General features: G+C 38.3%; 17 protein-coding genes. 11 read left to right on the top strand and 6 right to left on the bottom strand.

From position 1 onward, the window contains the following. Positions 1–582 precede the first annotated feature (582 nt). The 6 genes from ABEG20_RS04190 (at position 583) to ABEG20_RS04165 (ending at position 6859) form a co-directional block, all read left to right on the top strand. The gene (locus ABEG20_RS04190; protein WP_406826135.1) at positions 583–1416 is read left to right on the top strand and encodes a prephenate dehydratase; all 834 of its coding nucleotides are present in this window, start codon (positions 583–585) and stop codon (positions 1414–1416) included. Between the two features lie 114 nt (positions 1417–1530). Then, positions 1531–2670, top strand: coding sequence for a chorismate mutase (locus tag ABEG20_RS04185; RefSeq protein WP_406826134.1), 1140 nt, complete (start codon positions 1531–1533; stop codon positions 2668–2670). Between the two features lie 159 nt (positions 2671–2829). Continuing rightward, positions 2830–4119 (top strand): 3-phosphoshikimate 1-carboxyvinyltransferase, encoded by a 1290-nt coding sequence (aroA, locus tag ABEG20_RS04180; RefSeq protein WP_406826133.1) that lies wholly within the window; start codon positions 2830–2832, stop codon positions 4117–4119. A 149-nt stretch (positions 4120–4268) separates the two neighbouring features. Beyond that, positions 4269–5366 carry a chorismate synthase gene (aroC, locus tag ABEG20_RS04175; protein ID WP_406826132.1) on the top strand — a complete coding sequence of 366 codons (1098 nt, stop codon included), beginning with the start codon at positions 4269–4271 and terminating at the stop codon, positions 5364–5366. 9 nt (positions 5367–5375) lie between these two features. Beyond that, positions 5376–5984, top strand: coding sequence for a DUF1684 domain-containing protein (locus ABEG20_RS04170; RefSeq protein ID WP_406826131.1), 609 nt, complete (start codon positions 5376–5378; stop codon positions 5982–5984). Between the two features lie 119 nt (positions 5985–6103). Continuing rightward, positions 6104–6859: a LytR/AlgR family response regulator transcription factor gene (locus tag ABEG20_RS04165; RefSeq protein WP_406826130.1), complete on the top strand. Its 756-nt coding sequence runs from the start codon at positions 6104–6106 to the stop codon at positions 6857–6859. Position 6860: 1 nt separating this feature from the next. Here the strand turns inward: ABEG20_RS04165 and ABEG20_RS04160 are convergent, their stop codons facing one another. Both ABEG20_RS04160 and ABEG20_RS04155 read right to left on the bottom strand, forming a co-directional pair. Further along, positions 6861–9116: a tetratricopeptide repeat protein gene (locus tag ABEG20_RS04160; RefSeq protein WP_406826129.1), complete on the bottom strand. Its 2256-nt coding sequence runs from the start codon at positions 9114–9116 to the stop codon at positions 6861–6863. A 308-nt stretch (positions 9117–9424) separates the two neighbouring features. Next, complete coding sequence (locus ABEG20_RS04155) at positions 9425–11845, bottom strand: thiamine pyrophosphate-dependent enzyme (RefSeq protein WP_406826128.1); 2421 nt, start codon at positions 11843–11845, stop codon at positions 9425–9427. Positions 11846–12016: 171 nt separating this feature from the next. Between ABEG20_RS04155 and ABEG20_RS04150 the strand changes: the two genes are divergently transcribed. The 3 genes from ABEG20_RS04150 (at position 12017) to ABEG20_RS04140 (ending at position 15550) form a co-directional block, all read left to right on the top strand. Then, a complete protein-coding gene (locus ABEG20_RS04150; protein WP_406826127.1) occupies positions 12017–12409 on the top strand; it encodes a DUF1573 domain-containing protein in 393 nt (130 codons plus the stop codon). A gap of 62 nt (positions 12410–12471) precedes the next feature. Continuing rightward, positions 12472–13671 carry a pyridoxal phosphate-dependent aminotransferase gene (locus tag ABEG20_RS04145; RefSeq protein WP_406826126.1) on the top strand — a complete coding sequence of 400 codons (1200 nt, stop codon included), beginning with the start codon at positions 12472–12474 and terminating at the stop codon, positions 13669–13671. Between the two features lie 763 nt (positions 13672–14434). Then, positions 14435–15550 (top strand): hypothetical protein, encoded by a 1116-nt coding sequence (locus ABEG20_RS04140; RefSeq protein ID WP_406826125.1) that lies wholly within the window; start codon positions 14435–14437, stop codon positions 15548–15550. Here the strand turns inward: ABEG20_RS04140 and ABEG20_RS04135 are convergent. Then, the gene (locus tag ABEG20_RS04135) at positions 15547–15777 is read right to left on the bottom strand and encodes a hypothetical protein (RefSeq protein ID WP_406826124.1); all 231 of its coding nucleotides are present in this window, start codon (positions 15775–15777) and stop codon (positions 15547–15549) included. The two genes, ABEG20_RS04140 and ABEG20_RS04135, sit on opposite strands and share 4 nt — an antisense overlap. Positions 15778–16208: 431 nt before the next feature. On the opposite strand from ABEG20_RS04135, the gene ABEG20_RS04130 reads away from it, so the two are divergent. Both ABEG20_RS04130 and ABEG20_RS04125 read left to right on the top strand, forming a co-directional pair. Beyond that, the gene (locus ABEG20_RS04130; RefSeq protein ID WP_406826123.1) at positions 16209–16466 is read left to right on the top strand and encodes a helix-turn-helix domain-containing protein; all 258 of its coding nucleotides are present in this window, start codon (positions 16209–16211) and stop codon (positions 16464–16466) included. A 393-nt stretch (positions 16467–16859) separates the two neighbouring features. Next, a complete protein-coding gene (locus ABEG20_RS04125) occupies positions 16860–17261 on the top strand; it encodes a hypothetical protein (RefSeq protein WP_406826122.1) in 402 nt (133 codons plus the stop codon). A gap of 386 nt (positions 17262–17647) precedes the next feature. On the opposite strand, the gene ABEG20_RS04120 is transcribed toward ABEG20_RS04125, so the two are convergent. The 3 genes from ABEG20_RS04120 to ABEG20_RS04110 are packed head-to-tail and all read right to left on the bottom strand — an operon-like array spanning position 17648 to position 21338. Next, positions 17648–18997: an alkaline phosphatase family protein gene (locus ABEG20_RS04120; protein WP_406826121.1), complete on the bottom strand. Its 1350-nt coding sequence runs from the start codon at positions 18995–18997 to the stop codon at positions 17648–17650. Between the two features lie 7 nt (positions 18998–19004). Continuing rightward, positions 19005–20171 carry a metabolite traffic protein EboE gene (gene eboE / locus ABEG20_RS04115; protein ID WP_406826120.1) on the bottom strand — a complete coding sequence of 389 codons (1167 nt, stop codon included), beginning with the start codon at positions 20169–20171 and terminating at the stop codon, positions 19005–19007. 3 nt (positions 20172–20174) lie between these two features. Beyond that, positions 20175–21338: a 3-dehydroquinate synthase gene (locus ABEG20_RS04110; protein ID WP_406826119.1), complete on the bottom strand. Its 1164-nt coding sequence runs from the start codon at positions 21336–21338 to the stop codon at positions 20175–20177. Between the last annotated feature and the right edge of the window lie 24 nt (positions 21339–21362).

The raw sequence follows: 21362 nt of genomic DNA, 5'->3' as shown, positions 1-21362 counted from the left end.
CTCAGACCTTTTTTACTATACAACTTAGCTATCTTTTTAGTCACAGATGCTCACAGATAAACACATATGATGTTTTCGCATTCGAAAAGACGGATATCCAGTGGATCAATGATTTCATAAAAATAATTCAAATAAGACATTTATTTACTAGCTACCGCCATCTCGAGCGAAGTGCAACGTAGTTGAGAGATCTATCCAAGCAGATCTCTTCTTTTCGCTACGCTTCAGTCGAGATGACAACGACTTTATTGAACGCTTTCGATAATAACGCCTGCCTCTAACCAAATAAAAATCTGCTTTTATAGCATTTTAAGCCACAAGAAGACCAATAGACATACTAGCCAGTTTTTAACAAAATTAAATTTTATTAAAAATATTTTCAATTTCGTATTGACAAATTAAATTTTGTTGTTACATTTGGCTCAACAAAAAAAGAAATGCAAAATACAAACACATATTACTTTGGTTACTTTTACTATTTTAGTAAGAGCCGGGGCTAATATGCAAAAAGATATATCACAATATTAAAATGTATAAAAAAGTCCCGGCAAACAGCCGGGACTTTTTTGTTTTAACACAAAAATGGAAACGACAAAACGTGTAGCAATTCAGGGTATTAAAGCATCTTTCCACGAAGAAGCCGCTTACAAATTCTTCGGTAAAGACATTGAAACTGTTGAGTGTAATTCTTTTAAAGAGACTTGCGACAAGCTAGAGAAAAACGAGGCTGATTTCGTAGTAATGGCGATCGAAAACTCTATCGCCGGCAGTTTATTGCCAAACTATACACTGATCAGAGATTTTGGTTTTTCAGTTGTTGGCGAGGTTTACTTACCTATTCAGTTGCACTTAATGGCGCTACCGGGCGTAAAGTTTGAGGATATTAAAGTGGTTACCTCACACCCTATCGCTATCCGACAGTGTATTGATTTCTTTTACGATTATCCACAGATTAAAATTGTAGAGAGCAACGATACCGCTGCCTGTGCAAAACGGATCCAGGAAGAGCAATTAACAGATACCATGGCCATTGCAAACAGCTTGGCTGCTGAACTTTACGGCTTAAACATTTTAGAACGCCGTGTAGAATCAAATAAGAAAAACTATACCCGTTTCCTGATCCTGAAAAAAGACAAAACAGACGAAGGGAAAAAAATAAACAAAGCCTCCATCTGTTTTCAGGTTGGACACAAGGCCGGCTCATTGGCCACTGTGTTAAATATTTTTGCCGAACAAGAGGTAAGCTTAACAAAAATACAATCTATGCCGGTTTTAGGTAAAAGAAACGAATATTACTTTTACGTCGATTTAGAATGGCCTAGTACCGAAAAGTATGATAAGGCCATTAGAAAGGCATTAAAATATACATCAAACTTTAATATCCTGGGCGAATACCAAAAGAACGATAAAGTGTAAGAGAGTTAGAAGCCCATAGACAAAATAGCAGATTAATACTTATAATAATAAAATAATTAAAATATAAACCGGACATCCGACTTCGGACTCTGGACATTAAACAAACCCGTCATCATGAAACTTAATTTAAACATTCAGCCTTTAAACACCTGGTTAAACGTAAACAACGAACCATTAATCATTTCTGGTCCCTGCAGTGCAGAAACTGAAGAACAATTATTAACTACAGCACATTTATTAGCCGCTACCGGTAAAGTATCTGTATTGAGAGCAGGTATCTGGAAACCACGTACCCGCCCGGGAGAATTTGAAGGAATCGGAAGTATTGGATTAGAATGGTTAAAACGTGCCAAAGCAGAAACCGGCCTGCCAACAGCTGTAGAAGTTGCAAACGCAAAACACGTTGAAGAGGCTTTGGCTGCTGGTGTAGATATCCTTTGGATCGGTGCACGTTCTACGGTAAATCCTTTCACGGTTCAGGAAATTGCTGATGCTTTAAAAGGCCATGATGTTCCGGTATTGATCAAAAACCCGGTTAACCCAGATTTACAGTTATGGATCGGTGCGATTGAGCGTATCAATGGTGCAGGAATTACTAAAATCGGTGCTATTCACCGCGGTTTCTCCTCGTTCGAAAAAAGTTCTTTCCGTAACGAACCAATGTGGGAAATGGCTATCCAGTTAAAAACTTTATGTCCTGAACTTCCGATCATCAACGATCCAAGCCATATCTGTGGTAACCGTGAGCTCATCCCTTATATTTCTCAAAAAGCTTTGGATTTAGATATGCAGGGTTTAATGATCGAATCTCACGTAGATCCTTCAGTTGCCTGGACAGATGCCAAACAACAAGTTACACCGGCTGCTTTAGCAGAATTAGTAGATCGTTTAACCGTACGTGAGCCTGAAGCACCAAACGAAGCATCTGCTGACAAATTAGCTGAACTGCGTAAATCAATTGATAAAATTGATGATATCTTATTACAGAAATTGGGTGAGCGTATGGCTATTGTAGAGAAAATCGGTGAATTTAAGCGTGATAACCAGGTAACAATTTTACAGGTTAACCGTTGGGATGCCATCATTAAAAAAGGGCATGCTTTTGCAAAAGCTTTAAAATTAGACTTAAACTTTACAGAGAAATTCTTAGAATTAATGCACGGTGAATCTATCCGTAAGCAAACTGAAATTATGAATGCTGGTAAAGCTGAAAAAGGCATTGCTGCAGAACAACATACTGAAGTTAGTAAATAAGGTAAAGGGTTGAAAGGTTTAAGGTGGAGGGTTTAAAGTCTAAATCTTAAAAATAAAAGCCTCAAGTAGCAATACTTCATTGCCATTCACGAAACGATTTAAGATGTAGTGTCAGATGGTAACCCCTGACACTACATTTAAGCATAAAACAGAATAAAAATGTCTAAAAATGCCTTAGTTTCTTTTAAAGGAACCAGGAATATTAATACGGAAATCCAATTAACAGGCTCAAAAAGCGAATGCAACAGAGCCCTGATTATTAGCGCACTAAGCAAAAAACTGGTTAAAGTTGAAAATCTTTCCAATGCTGCCGATACGGTAACCTTAAATGGCATCCTAAATAAGTTGGGAGTTGAGGGCAGTGAGTTGGGAGCAGACTCCAAACTGAAAACGGCAAACTCAGAACTGGTTGATGTTGGACCTGCAGGTACTGCTATGCGTTTCTTATCGGCGTATCTTTCTGCCAAAAATGGTAATTTCCTTTTAACAGGAACTGAGCGAATGAAACAACGTCCGATTGGCATTTTGGCTGAAGCCTTAAAAACTATCGGAGCTGATATTTCTTATGCAGAAGCTGAAGGTTTTCCGCCATTGAGTATTGTTGGTCCATTGGATCAAAAAACTGCCCAGGTAAAGATTAAAGGCGATATCAGCAGTCAATATATTTCGGCTTTGCTGATGATTGCTCCTATCCTACCTCAGGGCTTAACTTTAGAAATTGAAGGTGAGCTTACTTCTAAACCTTATGTAGACATGACTTTAGATATGCTTGCTGAAGTTGGTATAGAACATCACTGGGATGCAAATTCAATTTCCATTAAACCACAGGCTTTTAAACCAGGGACTTTAGTTGTAGAGCCCGACTGGAGTGCAGCATCATACTGGTACAGCATTGCAGCTCTGGCAGATGAAGCTGAAATTAGTTTACCTGCTTTAAAAGAAAAAAGCTTACAGGGCGATAGCCAGATCAAAAATATCATGAAGATTTTTGGCATTGCTACCAGTAAAACCGATAACGGAATTGCGATTAGCAACTTAGGCCTTTCTTTAGATACCAAGCAAGTTTTAGACCTAAAAACCTGCCCGGATTTAGCACAAACCATCATAGTTATTGCCGCAGCTTTGGGTAAAAATATGGCTTTTACAGGTTTAGAAACCTTAAAAATCAAAGAAACAGACCGTATCGCGGCCCTTCAGAATGAATTGGCAAAAATAGGCGTTACACTAACTGAAAACAACCTGGTTTATACGCTTAACACCGATAATCTTCATTTCCCGGATAAAATTACCATTGCAACCTACGAGGACCACCGTATGGCCATGGCTTTTGCACCACTTGCATTGTTGATCAAAGAAGTTGAAATTGAAGAAATGCAGGTAGTAGAAAAATCTTATCCATACTACTGGGAAGATTTGAAAAAAGCGGGGTTTGAGGTGAGTGAGATTTGAGACACTAGATGTGAGACAGCTGAAATTCTCAAATCACGTAGCTCAATGATAACCTCTTAACGTAAAATAATTAAAATTAAAATCTGAAGTTTAGATAGAATGGGTACTGCTCAAATCTCATATCTGGCTTCTCACATCTAAAATCAAATATGGCAGGCAACTCATTCGGACAACTTTTTCGCATCACAACCTTTGGCGAATCTCATGGTGTGGCCATTGGTGTAATTATCGATGGCTGTCCGGCACAATTGGATATTGATCTGGATTTTATCCAGTCAGAACTGGACAAACGTAAACCAGGTCAATCTAAAATCACCACGCAAAGAAAAGAAAGCGATACCGTTCAGATTTTATCGGGTGTATTTGAAGGAAAAAGTACCGGCACACCAATTGCGCTTTTAATCCCGAATGAAGATCAGCGTTCAAAAGATTACGGGCATAATGTTGATGTTTACCGTCCCAGCCACGCCGATTATGTTTATGATGCGAAGTATGGGATTCGCGATCACCGGGGCGGGGGGCGTTCTTCTGCACGCGAGACTGCAGCCCGTGTAGCAGCAGGTGCCATTGCAAAACTATTCCTAAAACAACAGGGCATTGAAATTTTTGCCCATGTAACGTCAGTAGGTACAATAGAAGCCCCTAATTTAGAAAGCAATGATTTAGCTGCTTTATTGCAAATCAGAGAGGAAAATATTGTACGCTGTGCCGATCCCGCTACCGCACATGAAATGATCGAATTTATAGATTCGGTTAGAAAAGATGGCGATACCGTTGGCGGAAAAATAGGCTGCATAATAAAAGGCTGTCCTGCGGGTTTAGGCGAACCTGTTTTCGATAAATTGCATGCAGATTTAGGCAAAGCCATGCTGAGTATTAATGCCGTTCATGGTTTCGAATATGGCTCTGGTTTTGCGGGAAGCGAATTACGCGGATCGCAACACAATGATATCCCTCAACCAAAAGCTGCAGATTCGAAAGTATTTAAAACGACAACCAATTATGCCGGGGGTATTTTAGGGGGAATTTCTAATGGAATGGACATTACCTTTAAAGTAGCATTTAAACCCGTAGCAACCATTATGCATAACCAACAAACCATCAATGCAGCTGGGGAAGCTTCGGAGATTAAAGGCAAAGGCCGGCACGACCCCTGTGTGGTCCCCAGAGCAGTAGTTATCGTTGAAGCCATGGCTGCACTGGTTTTAGCCGATCAGTTTTTAAGGAACAAAGCCAGTATGATCTAGTTTCTACCCATGAGAATCATCACCTTCTTATTCCTATTGATCAGCATGAATAGCCTTGCGCAAAGTTACGCTGAACAGATCGCAAAACACCGTGAAGCTTATAAACAGGATTTCATTAAAGACGAGCGATCGCCGCTTAATCAAAACGATCTGCAAAACCTGCACTTTTATGATGCAGATGGTACTTACAAAATTGTGGCAGATGTAGAATTGTTAAAGAACGAAAAAGTTTTTAAAATGCCTACTTTTAATGGTTCTGGCGGTGATTACTATAAATATGCCCATGTAAACTTCGTTCTCCATAAAGAGAAAATCCAAATGACCTTGTATAGAAGTGTTTCTTTATCTAATAACCCCATTTATAAAGATCACCTCTTTTTACCCTTTACAGATGAAACCAACAATAAGGAAACTTATGGCGGTGGCAGGTACATTGATCTGGATGCTAAAGAAATTGTGAATAATCATATCGAAATCGACTTTAATAAAGCTTATAACCCTTACTGCGCCTACAGTGAAGGCTACCGCTGCCCTGTACCACCAGCAGAAAACGACTTACCATTGGACATAAAAGCTGGCGAGAAATTATATACCGGAGAAAAAAAACACCAAAAATAAAGTTTACCTTTGTATATCGTAGTTTTTAACATCTAAATTGACTTGTAATCTACATTTATTGCAAATTAAAGATTCAAATAAAATACTTGTTTTCTAACTAATTATATCCTTATATCTAAATGACGTACAACTGTTTAATTGTTGATGATAACGAAATTGAAAGAGATGCCGTAGAAATGCATCTAAAAAAAATTCCATCATTAAATATTATTGCTGTTTGTAGTAATGGCATAGCGGCCTCACAAATTTTATCAACTACATCCATAGATATTGTTTATTCTGATATTGATATGCCAGAACTTTCTGGTATGGATTTATTAAAAAGTTTAAAAAAGCAGCCCTTATTTATTTTTATTACTTCATTTAGCGAGTACGCAGCAGAAGGTTTTAACCTGGATGCCCTGGATTTTATTGTTAAGCCCGCAACTTTCGAACGTATCTTAAAGGCCACCAACAAAGCAATAGAATATATTGAATTAAGGAAACAGGTAAATAAACTTCCTGTAGAAAACTTAAACATTGATGATAAAACGGATGACGACTATTTCTTTTTTAGAGAGACTAAGGGCATAACGAAGCTTAAATACAATGATGTGATTTATATCGAAAGTATGGGCGATTTTTCAAAACTGTTTACCCGTACGGATAAACATATTATTTTAGTAAGCTTAAAAAATTTAGAAAAACAATTGCCTGCTAAAATTTTCTCCAGGGTACATAAACAATATATCATTAATGTGAACCATATTGTAACCTTAACTAATCATGAGGTCCATTTAGAACATAACTTTTTAGTTCCTATAAGTGCTTCTAACCGACAGGAATTACTGGAAAAATCAATCGATAAGAAAATTCTGTCGAGATTTTTAAAATAAGTTATTTTTTCAGGGTTATTTTAAAATAACTCCCACCTGTGAGATTAATGCCTGCACTGATTTCACCATCCATTAAGCTAATAAAGGTTCTGGAGAGCAATAAGCCTAAGCCAGTGCCTTTTTCTTTATTGGTGCCCAAAGTGCTCATCCCTACGCCTGAATAACCATGCTGATTAAAATGCTCGATTTGTGCAGATTTTAAACCGATGCCCGTATCAGAGATTTTAATTTCAAGCGTGTTTTCAGTAGGAATCGCTCCAATGGTAATGACACCACCATTTGGTGTAAATTTAATGGCATTGCTCACGATATTTCGAATAACCAGCATAAACATATTCGAATCTACCTTGCAAAATGTTTTGGCTGGCACTAAATTTTCAATAGCCAGACTTTTTTCATTGGCATGATGTTGCAGAGAAAGAATAACTTCATTAATCAGTTCACAAATATCCAACGATTGTAAATATGGGTTAAAACCCTGCATCTGACTGGCTGCCCAATTCAGGAGGTTTTCCATCATTGTGGAGGTATAGGTAAGGTTATTTTTTAACGAAACCGCATACCTCTTTAACTTTTCTTGCTCAATATTACCACCTTCCAGCAGCTGCATAAAGGAAATTAACGAATTTACAGGGGTACGCATATCATGACTGACTACGCTGAAGATTCGATCTTTAACTTTACTTAACTGCTCTAACTCTCGTTTTTGGTTATTGATAATAATATTCAGCCGCTTCGTTTTCCGCTGATTGTAAAATATAACAAGGGCAATAATCAGAATCAGTATGGTCGCTATGGTAAGGAATAATTTAATGCGACTATCAAATTTAATCTGTTGTACCTGCTTACTAATCTGCTTATCCTTTACACCGCTGGCTAACTGGGCCTCAAACCTGGCTTTTGCAAATTTATTATCCTGGGCCAGGCGCTGGATATCGAGGTCAGCTTTTGCTTTTTGAAAAGTTAACAGATCCAAAGCTTTTTCCTTATCACTCAAAACTAACTGTTGTCTTTTAAGCTCAAGTTCCTGCTGCTGTCTTTTTAACTCGCCTTCTGTAAGTTTTTGTTTCAATAAATAATCGCGCTCTTTAATACCAAAATCGAGTTGCAGTTGCCTTCTGGTTATTTCCTTTTCCTTCTCCTCATCAAAAATTTTATCTCTAACGGCAATATACTGCCTGTAGTAAGCTAACGATTTGTTATAATCTTTTAGTTTTTCATATACAGCACTCAGGCCTAAGGCAGATTGTTTTTCGATATCCAGCAGTTTATTGTCTTCTGCAATTTTCAAACTACTATTGAGTAACGTGATGGCATTTTCTAAATCATTTTCTTTTTGGTAAAAATTACCCAAAGCATATAAACTTGCAGCATAGGCTTCTTTATCTTCTCCTGATTTATTTAACTCGACCGATTTTTGATATGATTTTAATGCCACATCCTTTTGGCCTGTTGAACTGTATAAGTCGCCAAGATCTCTTTTAACCGTAGCGATTAATCCTAAATCTCCAATACTCTCTGATACCTTTAATGATTTGTTGTAATAGGTTAATGCCAGTTTTATTTTTTGGCTGGGCATTACATTCATCTCCACCAATTCACGATCAGAAGCCTCGAAATAATTGCTTCCGATTAAGCCATAAACAACTGCCGCCCCTCTCGAATTTTCACCATCTTTAGTAAATATTTTTAACGCCATGTTCATGTAAACCAAGGCCTGACTTTGATTGCCTAAACGCTGATAAATAGTAGAAATATTGGTATAACAACTTGCCATGTCAACTTCATTGCCCATTTTTTCATAAATGGCTATCGCCTTCTGGTTTACTTCTAACGATTTAACATAATCAGGAATACTGCCATACAAGGCACCCAGATTAAGGTAAGTACCAGCTACCATATCCAAATTCCCTACCGAAGCATACTCATTTACGGCATTTTGATAGTTTTCTTCTGCTTTTTGATATTCAGATCTTCCATGATACATTAAGCCCCTTCGGTAATAAGCAATTGCAGAAAATTTTTTCAGATTTTTTTCATGGGAAAGCCGAATGGTTTTATCTATATATTCCTCCGCCTTTTCTACGTTTTTCATCCTCATGTATTGGCGGTAAACCTCCGTCAATATTTTGATTTTGGTAGAATCTGATTTTAGATTCTTTTGATTTAAATTTAAAAGGCTATCGAGTTTTTTCTGTGGTGCGCCTACCTGACTAAAGCCAGCTGTGCATAGCAATAAAAAAAGAAGAAACAGCATGCCCTTTTTTAAAAAACATGCTTTATTAACTAACTGGATATCTATAAGATTGGGCTTCATTTTCGAATCAAAATCATTAATAACCTGATTGGAAAATTCCACGAAAAATCTTGAAAATCACAGCATTTATATTCGGGATGAGACAAAACATGATGAGACAACAATAATAAGGTTGGTTTAAAAATAAACAAATGATCCAGAGGTCACAAGTTTTTTCACCGTTTCATCGAAATTTCAATCACTTATCAGATAAATCAGCCAGGAAGCCGATTATAAACCACAAATAATCCAGGATAAACAACTATTGATTAAAATAGTGAGGGATATTTAGTTGGATTTGCATCGTGCATCATCTGGTAAACGGTTTCAATTACATCATCAACAGATGGCTTGCTGAAATAATCACCGTCTGATCCAAAAGGTGGGCGGTGTGCTTTAGCCGATAATGTTTTCGGCTGGCCATCTAAATGGAAATAGCCTTTTTGTTCTTCCAGAACCTTTTGCAGGATATATGCTGATGCACCTCCCGGAACATCCTCATCTACGATCAGCAATTTATTGGTTTTGGTAAGCGAGTTTACACAAACCTGCGTGGTATCGAAAGGTAAGAGCGTTTGCGGATCTATAATTTCAACAGAAATCCCTAATAAACTCAGCTCTTCTGCTGCTTCCTGAACAATTCTTAAGGAAGAACCGTAAGAGATAACTGTAATATCAGTTCCTTCTTCTAAAACCTCTGCCCTGCCCAATGGTACCGTAAAATTGCCCGGATTACCCGGTAGTTTTTCTTTAAGCCGGTAACCATTTAAACATTCAATTACAATTGCTGGTTCATCAGCCCTGAAAAGCGTGTTGTACATGCCGGCGGCTTGTGTCATATTTCTTGGTACACATAAATGCATCCCTCTTAAACTGCCTAAAATCATGCTGATTGGCGAACCCGAATGCCAGATTCCTTCCAACCGATGACCGCGCGTACGCACAATAACCGGCGCTTTTTGAATCCCTTTCGTACGGTAAGAGAGCGATGCCAAATCGTCGCTAAGTACATTTAATGCAAAAATTAGATAATCAAGGTACTGTATTTCGGCAATTGGCTTTAAGCCTCTCATGGCCAATCCAATACCCTGCCCCATTATGGTCATTTCCCTGATTCCGGTATCGGTAATCCTTAATTCACCATATTTGGCCTGTAATCCTGCAAAACCTTGATTTACATCTCCAATATTCCCCAAATCTTCCCCAAAAGCAACTAATCGTGGATCGCGTGCAAAATTTTCATTAAAGCAGGCATTGAGCACTTCCCTGCCATCAACCATTTTCGGTTGATCATCGTATATCGGTTCAACCACTGCAATCGTATCCGGACTTTCTTTGCCGTTTGTATGCAGTTTGGAATTGTAACGGTCGTAATTTAAATGAGCCTGTTGTTTATACCATACCAGCAGTTCATGACGTTCAGGGGTGTTGAAACCAGCAGATAAACGTATGGCTTTGCGCGCAGCAGCAAAAACCTCCCTGCGCTGTGCATCGGCTGTTGAAGCTAAATTTGCCGCAATTTTGGCCAGTTCGGGTTGATGTTTAGCTATACCTCCGATTAAATCAACTACTTGTTTTTGTTCAGGTTTAATGCTATCTAAAAACTCATTCCAGGCCTCTTTCTGTGCATTGCGCACCAAAACCTTTGCATTTTTCTCTACCTCCGCAATTTCCTCTTCAGTTGCAACTGCAGAATCGAGCATCCAGGCGCGCATTTTTTGGATACAATCGTATTCAGTTTCCCAAGATAAACGGTCTTTTGATTTGTACCGTTCGTGCGAACCAGAGGTAGAATGCCCCTGAGGCTGAGTAAGTTCGGTAACATGAATTAAAACAGGTACATGTTCATCTCTGCAAACATGTATTGCTTTTTCATAAACCTCACATAAAGCCGGATAATCCCAGCCTTTTACCTTATAAATTTCGTAACCTGGTTGATCAGCATTACGCTGAAAGCCCTTTAAAACCTCTGAAATATCTTCTTTAGTAGTTTGATATTTTGCCGGAACCGAAATGCCATAGTTATCATCCCAAACAGAAATGGCCATGGGTACCTGTAAAACACCTGCAGCATTAATGGCTTCAAAAAACACCCCTTCAGAAGTTGATGCGTTACCGATGGTACCAAACGCAACTTCATTACCGTTTACAGAAAAGTGTTTTAAGTAATCGAGTTCTTTATTTTGCCTGAATAATTTAGAGGCATAAGCTAAACCTACCAAACGGGCCATCTGGCCACCTGTTGGCGAAATATCTGATGAGCAGTTCTTAATCTGTGTTAAATCGTTCCAGCTGCCATCCTCATTTACAGATTTGGTGGCAAAATGACAGTTCATCTGTCTTCCCCCCGAAAATGGATCAGCCCCATCAGCTGGATTGGCATAAAGCTGTGCAAAAAACTCTTTAATGGTAGAAATCCCTGTTGCAAAAGCAAAAGTCTGATCGCGATAATAACCGGAACGCCAATCGCCATTTTTAAACGCTTTCGCCATGGCCAATTGCGGAACTTCTTTACCATCACCGAAAATACCAAATTTAGCCTTACCCGTTAATACTTCCCTACGGCCTAAAATGCTGGCCTGCCTACTTTCGAAGGCTATTTTATAGTCGTTTATAACGATAGATTTAAAATCGTTAAAACTGAGTTCGGAAGCATCATTAGTTTTGGTCATCAATTTTTCATTCGGCATAGTAATCAAAGATTGGTTGCGGCAAATATATGCAAAATTAAAAGTTTGCCTTTATCCTACATTGTAAAATTATATATGGAATTGCAAAATATATTTGGAATAGTTTTTGTTTTATCAATAAAACATTAAATTTGTTTTAGAATTTTAAAAAATAAATTACAATCACATAATATGAAAAAGATCTTAGTATTATTCGCTTTTGTTTTAGGTTTGGGACTTGCAGTAAATGCACAAACCAAGCCTGCAGAATTTAAATTTGAATCAGAAACACACGATTTTGGTAAAATCGTTTTAAACAAACCAGTAACTTTCGACTTTAAATATACTAACGTTGGTGAAGCGCCTTTAATTATCACCAAAGCGGAGGCTAGCTGTGGATGTACAGTACCTAAATATACTTCTACTCCACTAAAGAAAGGTGAAACAGGTGTAATTTCAGTAACATTTAATGCTGCTGCCGGTCCATCAACTTTTTCTAAAGCTGTAACCATTACCTCAAATGCTAAAACACCAATTAAAGTGCTTTACATTAAAGGTGAAACAGTTGCCGCATCTTCAAAATAATTTTTTAAACGATAATATTTAAAAAGTCCGGATTTTCATCCGGACTTTTTTATTTTTGTGCCATGCCAAAAATTTCACAAAAAGGTGTGCAGATGCCTGCATCACCAATCAGAAAGTTAACCCCATTTGCGGATCAAGCTAAAAAAGATGGTAAAAAAGTTTTCCACTTAAATATTGGTCAACCAGATATAGAAACACCGGAAGGAATGTTAAACGCCATCAAAAACATTGATTTTAATGTTTGGGCCTATACACCGTCTGAAGGTACACTTGCCTACCGTTTAAAACTGACCGAATACTATAATAAACTGGGTTACAATATTACACCAGAAAATATCCTGGTCACCGTTGGTGGCTCTGAGGCCATTACCATTGCCATGCAAGCCTGTGTAAACGAAGGTGATGAAATCATCATTCCAGAGCCTTTTTATGCCAATTACAACGGCTTTGCCTGCATGAGCAATGTTGTCGTAAAACCGATCCTTTCTTATATTGAAAATGGTTTTGCCTTACCACCGATTGCTGAATTCGAAAAATTGATTACGGAAAAAACCAAAGCGATTATCATCTGTAACCCGAATAACCCTACGGGTTATTTATATTCTAAAGAAGAATTAGAAGCATTAAAAACACTTTGCATTAAATACGATCTGTTTTTATTCTCTGATGAAGCTTATCGCGAATTTTGCTACGATGGAAGGGAATTTATTTCGCCGATGCATTTAGATGGTTTAGATGAAAATGTGGTGGTTATGGATACGGTTTCTAAACGTTATAGTGCTTGCGGTGCGCGCTTAGGCTGTTTAATTACCAAAAATAAAGAAGTTATTGCATCAGGATTAAAATTTGCACAGGCAAGATTAAGCCCTGGCATGGTAGAACAGATTGCTGGTGCAGCGGCTGTAGATACACCAGACAGTTATTTTGAAAAAGTAAATACCGAATATACATTACGCAGAGATACCTTGGTCAATCGGTTAAATAACATAGATGGCGTTTTTTGTCCTAATCCAGGTGGTGCATTTTATGTAGTAGCTAAATTTCCGATCGATGATGCCGATAAATTCTGTCAGTGGATTTTAGAGGATTTTAATCATAATAACCAAACGGTAATGATGGCACCTGCCACTGGCTTCTACTCTACCCCTGGTTCTGGTAAAAATGAGGTCCGTATGGCATATGTATTAAACACCGACGATTTAAATGCAGCTATGGACTGTCTGGAAATTGCATTAAAGCAATATCCGGGAAGAGTGGATTAATGCCATTGTTGTTTAGGCCGATTAGTTGTTCAGCAGTAGAGTTAAACAATTAATCGGTTTAAACATTTGAGAAAGTGTCTAAATATGTATGACAACATCTACCCCCCCGGAAAGCCGGTCTTAATACATTCCTTCCAACATATCGAAGATCGTGGTTTGGCTAATCTGACAACCTATTCCATTTTTACCAAAAAAAATAAGCAGCATGCAGTGGTTTTGAGATCATTCCTGCATTTAATATTGATAGTAACCAGAACGATTAGACAGTAATACTGACCATTACTCCAAAAGATGGTTATTTTAAGATTGTTTATTTAGGTGATATATTGGGCGTAATCAAAAACAGTAAGCTGACCGGATCTCATTAAAAGCTGAAAAGATCAATCTTGAGGAACTGGCGGCTGATGATAAAATTGACCGGAAACAATAATCATCTTTCATTGGCCGTGGACGAGATCAACCAGATCTCTCGCCCAATAGAGAGCCATCTAGAAGAATAAATTATATCACATCAGCGTAAATGTCCACCATAAACCTGGTATACCATCTATTTTTCCATTCCCATCATGATGTATAATCCATATCTAGCCTTTTAGCACCAATAACCTGCTTATACCAGCCAACAATTGTTAAAATTTAGTTTTACCGCGTTAATGCTGCGTTTTACCACGTTAGTTCGAGAAATTAAAATAAAAATCCTAGAATTAGGCAATTGGCTATCAAGCAAATGATATACGAACTTATCGGTTTCAGGGAATTAATTTTGGATACCATTAAAGTTGGAGCCACACTTCAGTGCCCTTATAAAAAACTACAAGACGCAATTTTAAAGGAAAGTAAACGGGTAATCAGTTCCATTCTACATCATGTTGCACAGGCGGAGCCTGATAGAGCTAAGGCTTACACCAGGCAACATCAAAGAGGATTGCTGCAATTAATGGATGAGTTAGGAGCTTCGATGAATGAGGATGCCCCAAACAACAATCGAAAAAACGGAAATGACGAGATTAGTAACATAGCAAACCTGATCAACCAGATGGTTTTGGATCTCCAGCAGTTGTTTCCTTATTATTTTGACTATGATTGTCCTATTCCGGCAGTCAGCCAGAAACAACTCTTATCAAACATTACAGAAAATGCCAGCCAGATGCTAAAAAATATCGAGGAGCTACATGCAGATCATGAAACCATAACCCTATTTAAGCATATCTTCGAACATATAAATAGCAGCTCAAGCCGTTTCACTTTTGAACAGGCTGGGTATCTGAAAGATTTCTTGGAGTCAATTAAACTTGCATTAAACAAATCCGGGTCTCCTTTAGAGCTATCTGAAATTATGCTGTTGCTCGTTTCTTTAAATTTTAATCATCCCTGTTTTTATCATTTCTGCTGCAGCCATCTTAACCATGAACTTCAGAAATGCGAGAACATTAGCGAGCAATATAGATTAATTCATTTCTTTAAAAAACTCATTGGGCAGGTTTTTAAAACCATAAACATACCATACAATAGAAATTTGCCCAACATTGATGAATCTATATTAAGATATATTGAAAGTGAAATCAGCTATCTCAAATCAATAGATACCATAGCCGAAGACCTCAGTCGTGGTGGTATTTTAGAGAGTAATTTTAAAGTAACCTTTACAGTTAGACAGCTTGCCATATTTATTAACCTACAGGTTGAAGCTGGCATTATCTCAACAAATAGTCCCAAAGCGTTACACCAATATGTTACTAAACATTATAGTACTGCAGAGAAAGCTATCATATCAGCAAAAAGCTTTAAAAATGCGTACTACGGAAATGTGGAAAAAGATGTTCAAAAAGTGATTGACAAAATCGTCACCATGTTAGCCATTGCCCAGGAAAAATGCTAACCAAGCAGATTCAATAATTCTTTTCTATATAAGAAATCTACAAATTCAAGATACCAGTGTTCTGAATAATCCTCAAGCATAGATAACTTTTTTTGTTTGACTCCAATAATATCCTGAAGAGTGAAAAAACCCATTAATTTACTTCTAAGTTTAAAATTTTCGGATAGTGGAAGTTCTGCGATTGGCAGGTTGAGAAGAAAATAATTTGACTGGGAAGGGCTGTCCATAAAAAGCGTGGGTTGACCTGATATCCGCTTTAGAGGCACCGCAAAATGCCCAGACACAAGATAAACAGGCACCCACGCATAGCGTAGGCAACCATCTATTTTTTCCTGTGTCTTTTGAAGTTTTGCGGTTTTCTAAAACAGTAAAATAGCTATTGCTCACGCCTTACGTTGAAATGGAATTACAGCAGAAGCCCACTCTTATTTTGGAAAGCTAAAGATAGCAATTCCGCTATAAGAAATGGGATAAAATCTGCTGTCTTGCTCCAACGGCGTGAGATTTGAGGTTGCAAGACTCTTAATTTTACCTTTTACTGGTTTTATTTTTTTATTACGTAAATGTAAACAGAAAAAATACAAATGTCAAGTAATTACATGACGTTTTTAAATAAAATATAAAAGACATTGCCAATTGTATTTTTATTAGCAATGAAATGATCAGTGAGAAAGAAAAAATAATTCTGAAAAGCTTTGGTGAGCACTTAAAATCCTTAAAAGAGGAACAGGAACTTTCTTATCGTGAATTTTATAAAAGAAGTGGTGTTAATACAGGAGATATCATTAAATATGAAAATGGAGAAACCAGTCCGAATTTTATTACCATAATGAGATTAGCCATTGGTTTAAAAATCCATCCAACAGCGCTTCTTGATTTTGACTATGGAATAGACTTTAGTGCCGGACTGGAATAATATCTTCCAGCGATGATCATATCGCCCATTTACACCCTATACGCCATTAAAACCGGAGGCAAGCAGCTTTGATACGCTGACCATTATATCCTCATTTGGAAGTAAGATTTAAAACTGTATTTAGATGGGATGATGGTAAACTAAAGGAAAGTGCGATACATCATTGATACAGTCAAATGCCCTTATTTTGTGCCCTTTTATAAACATGACCAGACCTGCTTTACCAATCCGATAGCAGGCAATTGGAAAAACCCATGTTTATTTGTAAGTTATCCGAGAGCGATCGGGCATTTATATGCTTACAATAGTCAATTATCCATAAAAATAAAATTAAACGGAGGTTTCAGTAGCGTTTTAATACTCAGTAACGTTTAAGCTGTAAATTAAAGCTTGATGAAAAAAATATTGATACTGCTTTTAGCAGTTGGAGGCATTATCGATGTATGCTGCAAAAAATCGGATAACAATAACGACAGACCCGGCGAAGTTTACGGCAAATGGAAATTGACCGAAACGTTGTTTGATATCGGTAATGGACAGGGTAAGTACACAAAAGTTACGGGCGAAGCCAAATATCTTCAGGTAGAAAAATCAGGAAACCAAGCCGGGAAATTTAAAGGAGATGCTATTCCAAATTTAATTTCATTTAAAATTTTGGACAGTGTAAGAATGGAGGTTTATGCCAAAACCTATCAAATGCCAGTAGTTTTCCGATACCAGGTTTCTGCAAACTCACTGGAGATTAATCCACCTTGTATTGAGGGCTGTGGATACCGTTTCGTAAGGGAACAGTAGAAATAGTTCCTGCTATTTTAACCTATTTAGTGAGGAAAATTAGAAGAATAGGATGGAATATCTCGTCATCGCGAAAGCACATCAGACATGTGATCTGAAAAAAACAGCAATGATATCCTACATTTAAAAAATAAAAGACCTTTAAACCTATATGGCACTTAAATGTCTTATATGGTAAAAAAACATTGGATGTCAGCTTTTTACAAAAATCTCATTATAAAACTGATCTGAACGAGCCGAAGCAATCTATACTGTAATTATGACTAAAAGATTTTTCATTTGTAGTTTAATGTTTTAACTGCATTCAAGCTTGCTTCGCAGGTGCTTCACCCTTTACGCAGGTATCCCTCTTCGGTTCGCTATAACGGAATTAAGAATCAAAATACTTAAACAGTCAAACTGTCCCAGATCACCTGATAAACATCTGGTGCCTGCAAGGTTTTATCCATTTTTTTTGAAGTAATGAGAACAGGTTTATATTGATCAGCTACATTGATGCCACCATGTGATCCTTTAACCAGCGTAGCATCAAGTGGAATTACATCCATCACATAACGGAAACCTGCCTTTTTTCTTAAAAGTTTATATCCAGCCCTCCATTTAGAGGTCATGAACATTTCTACAGGATCGTAACCAGGTTTTTTGTGGATATCAACTACCCTGGCGTAATCCGGAGCTTTTACATCATCCAACCAAAAATAATAAGTAAACCAGCTGTTTTCTTTGGCAACCAGTACCAAATCGCCTGAACGTTTATGGTTAATGTGGTATTGCTCCTGTTCTGCTTTATCAAGTATCAAATCAATTCCTGGTACATTTTTCAACAGCGCTTTTACCTGTTCAGTGACTCTTTTATCGTTAATATATACATGTGCAACCTGATGATCGGCCACTACAAATGCTTTAGAAGCACCTGCATCAAGCAACTCTAACCCTCTTTCTTCACGGATCTGAATCAAGCCATTCTTTCTGAACAAGCGATTCAGGTGGATGGGGTTATTTACCGGTGCAATGCCATATTCAGAAAGCAAAATGATACGCGCGCCCCTCTTTTCGTAAAAACGCACCAACTCTTCAACCACCTGGTCAATTTCCTTTAATTCTGTGCTGATTTTATCCAGATCAGGACCAAACTTCTGTAAACAATAATCTAAATGGGGCAAATAAATTAAGGTAAGCGTTGGATTGTGGAGCTTCTCGGTTTCCATCGAAGCATCTGCAATCCATCTTGTTGATTTGATATTTGCACCAGGTCCCCAAAACTGAAATAAGGGAAATTGTCCCAGTTTAGCCTGCAAATGGTCGCGCAGTTCAGCTGGCTGCGAATAACAATCCGGCAGTTTGCGGCCATCTGCAAGGTAGTTTGGGCGTGGCGTTACCGAAAAATCGGCTGTAGAATACATATTATACCACCAGAACATATTGGCACAGGTAAAATCAGGATCTTCCTTTTTAGCCCGATCCCAGATTTTTTCAGCATTGACCAGTTGGTTAGACTGTTTCCAGAATTTGATTTCCGCGTCTTCATGATCGTACCAGCCATTTCCCACAATGCCGTTTTCTGAAGGATATTTACCGGTCAGATAGCTAGATTGTACAGCCGTAGTAACTGCAGGTAACAATGGTTCGATGCCGGTGAGATGATGCTCGGCAATATATTTCTGAAGAAAAGGCGTATGCACCCCAATTACGGAAGCAGATAGGGCTACGATATCGATAACAACAGTTTTGTGCATATTCTTTTTATAATAAGTTTTTAACCCAGGCTAATTCTCTGATAATAGAATCATTCAGGGGTGCTTTTAAAGCAGTTGGTAAAACCTCCCACGTATAGGTTTCTACTTCTAAATGAGCGGTAAAAGGATTATTTTTTTGCAGTTTTAACACTTCCATAATATCCGATTGAGTAGACTGGATCAAACCCATATCTTCTACAAAAATAGGCACATGAAAATGTGCCCTCCATTCTTCTACCGCCGGATTTTCACCTTCTGCCAGTGCTTCTTTAAGATCAGGATAACGGATTAAACTGCCATCATTTTTCCTGGCGATGACCTGATGAAGATAAGTCGGTTCATCAAAACTCCCCAGCTGCTTCAAAACTACGCTTCTTTCGGAAACAGCTGCCGGCAATTTAGCTTTTAGCGCTGCACTGATCTGGATTTTCCCGATTTGGATACCTTTCTGCAGCAATGCCTGGATGATGGCTGTATGTGGCTCATAACCAATGGCGAAATGACAAACATCATAACATAAACAAATGTGGTTTTTGATCAGATCTTCATCATTTCCGGCAGGTAAAAGTACATTTTCGTACCAATCTATAAATTCAGGGCCAGATTCAAGAAAACCATCCGGTTCTGGTTCAATATCCAAATGGATCAACTTACCACTTCGAATCTGTATCTGACGTAAGCCTTCGGCTACTTTTATAATATTGATCGTTGCATTAGTTGTAGCATCTATTCTGGCTTCAGCGTCTTTAAACCACGGCTTATAACTCAGTGGCGAGGTTGAAATGCCACCATCCAGATCATCAGGCAATAATTGTGAAAGGATTTCGGCCAAACGCAAGGTATATTCAACGCGTTCAACCGTTGTCCAGTCGGGTGCATGTACCTGATCTTTTACGTGGGTATGGTGAAAACCGCCATATGGAAATCCGTTCATGGTAAAAACATAGCCACCTTCCTGTTTAAGCCACTGTTTAAATGTTTCAAGATGATTATCCTGCAACAGTTCGATGCTGGCCAGATTGGAAAGACGTAGGCCAATCCCCATTGGTGCATCTGGCGATAAATGTGCCTTTAATATTGGAAAACTTGACTTTAACACCCCAAAATGTGCCATCCAGTTTTCACCCGCATAAATATTGGTACAGAAGGTTAAATGTCCCGAAGTTGATTTCATAGCTTAATGTTGAATAATAGCCGCTTGCTTATTTAAAATTTCTGCAGCCTGTTTTAAGATGTCAGCATCAATTTCATGAACTTCCTCACCACTCCCCAGGCCGGTAAGCAAGGTAATTGTGAGTTGGCCACCAAGATGCTCGCGGAATTCTTCCAGTCCATCCAAAATCGGACTATTGCCTTCGGTAACCTTCAACAAAGGGTGCGTAAGTTCGAAACCAAGCTGTTGGATCAGGGTAATTACCCTCCGGGCATCTTCGGTACTGATCCTGCCTGATAAACTGGAATATACCGTATCTAAGGCAATGCCCATGGCAACCGCTTCCCCATGCCTCACCTCGAAATTGGTGAGGTATTCTAATTTATGCGCGCTCCAATGGCCAAAATCCAATGGCCGGGCAGAACCGTTCTCAAAAGGGTCGGCACTGCGGATATGCTCCATATGGAGCTTGGCACATTTCCAGATCTGGTAGTTCATGGCTATGGTATCCCGATTGGCAAGTGCAATAGCATGCTCTTCCAGCCATTCAAAAAATTCAGCATCCTTAATCAGCGCCACTTTAATTGCTTCAGCAATACCTGAACGCCAATCGCGATCAGATAAGGTGCTTAAAAATATTTCATCGTTAAAAACAGCAACAGGTGGCGAAAAAGTGCCCAAAAAATTTTTTTTATTAAAATAATTAATCCCGTTTTTAACCCCAACGCCCGAGTCGTTCTGCGAAAGCACCGTACTTGGAATCCTGATGTGTTTAATGCCGCGGTGTGCAACGGTTGCCGCATAACCCACCATATCGAGTACTGCACCACCACCAATCGCAGCCACAAAAGAATGCCTGTCTATACCATAAATATGAATGGCTTCTAATACCTGATCAAAATATTTCGTATCGTTTTTTACCTGTTCACCTCCCGGGATAACGAGAAGATCATGAACCAGCTGCGTTTTATTGTGTTTTGAAAAATAGGCTTTAATCTGATCAATAAGCCCCTTGTGTGCATCAGCCACGCCTTCATCAATCACAAATAAAATTTTCTTTACCGCAACAGCAGGATTTAGATTAACCAGAAAACTGTTCAACAATTCGTTTTCAGGTAAAAAAAGGGAAGAGGTAAAGAAAACGTTATAATGATATTGTACAGTAAAGGATTGATGTAAATGTTCCATAACAATTGGTAAGGTGTGTTTGGC

Source organism: Pedobacter sp. KACC 23697 (genome assembly GCF_045348445.1).
Taxonomy (GTDB): Bacteria; Bacteroidota; Bacteroidia; order Sphingobacteriales; family Sphingobacteriaceae; genus Pedobacter.
Note: the sequence above shows the minus strand (reverse complement) of the source record. Positions and strands in the feature narration are given on the sequence as shown.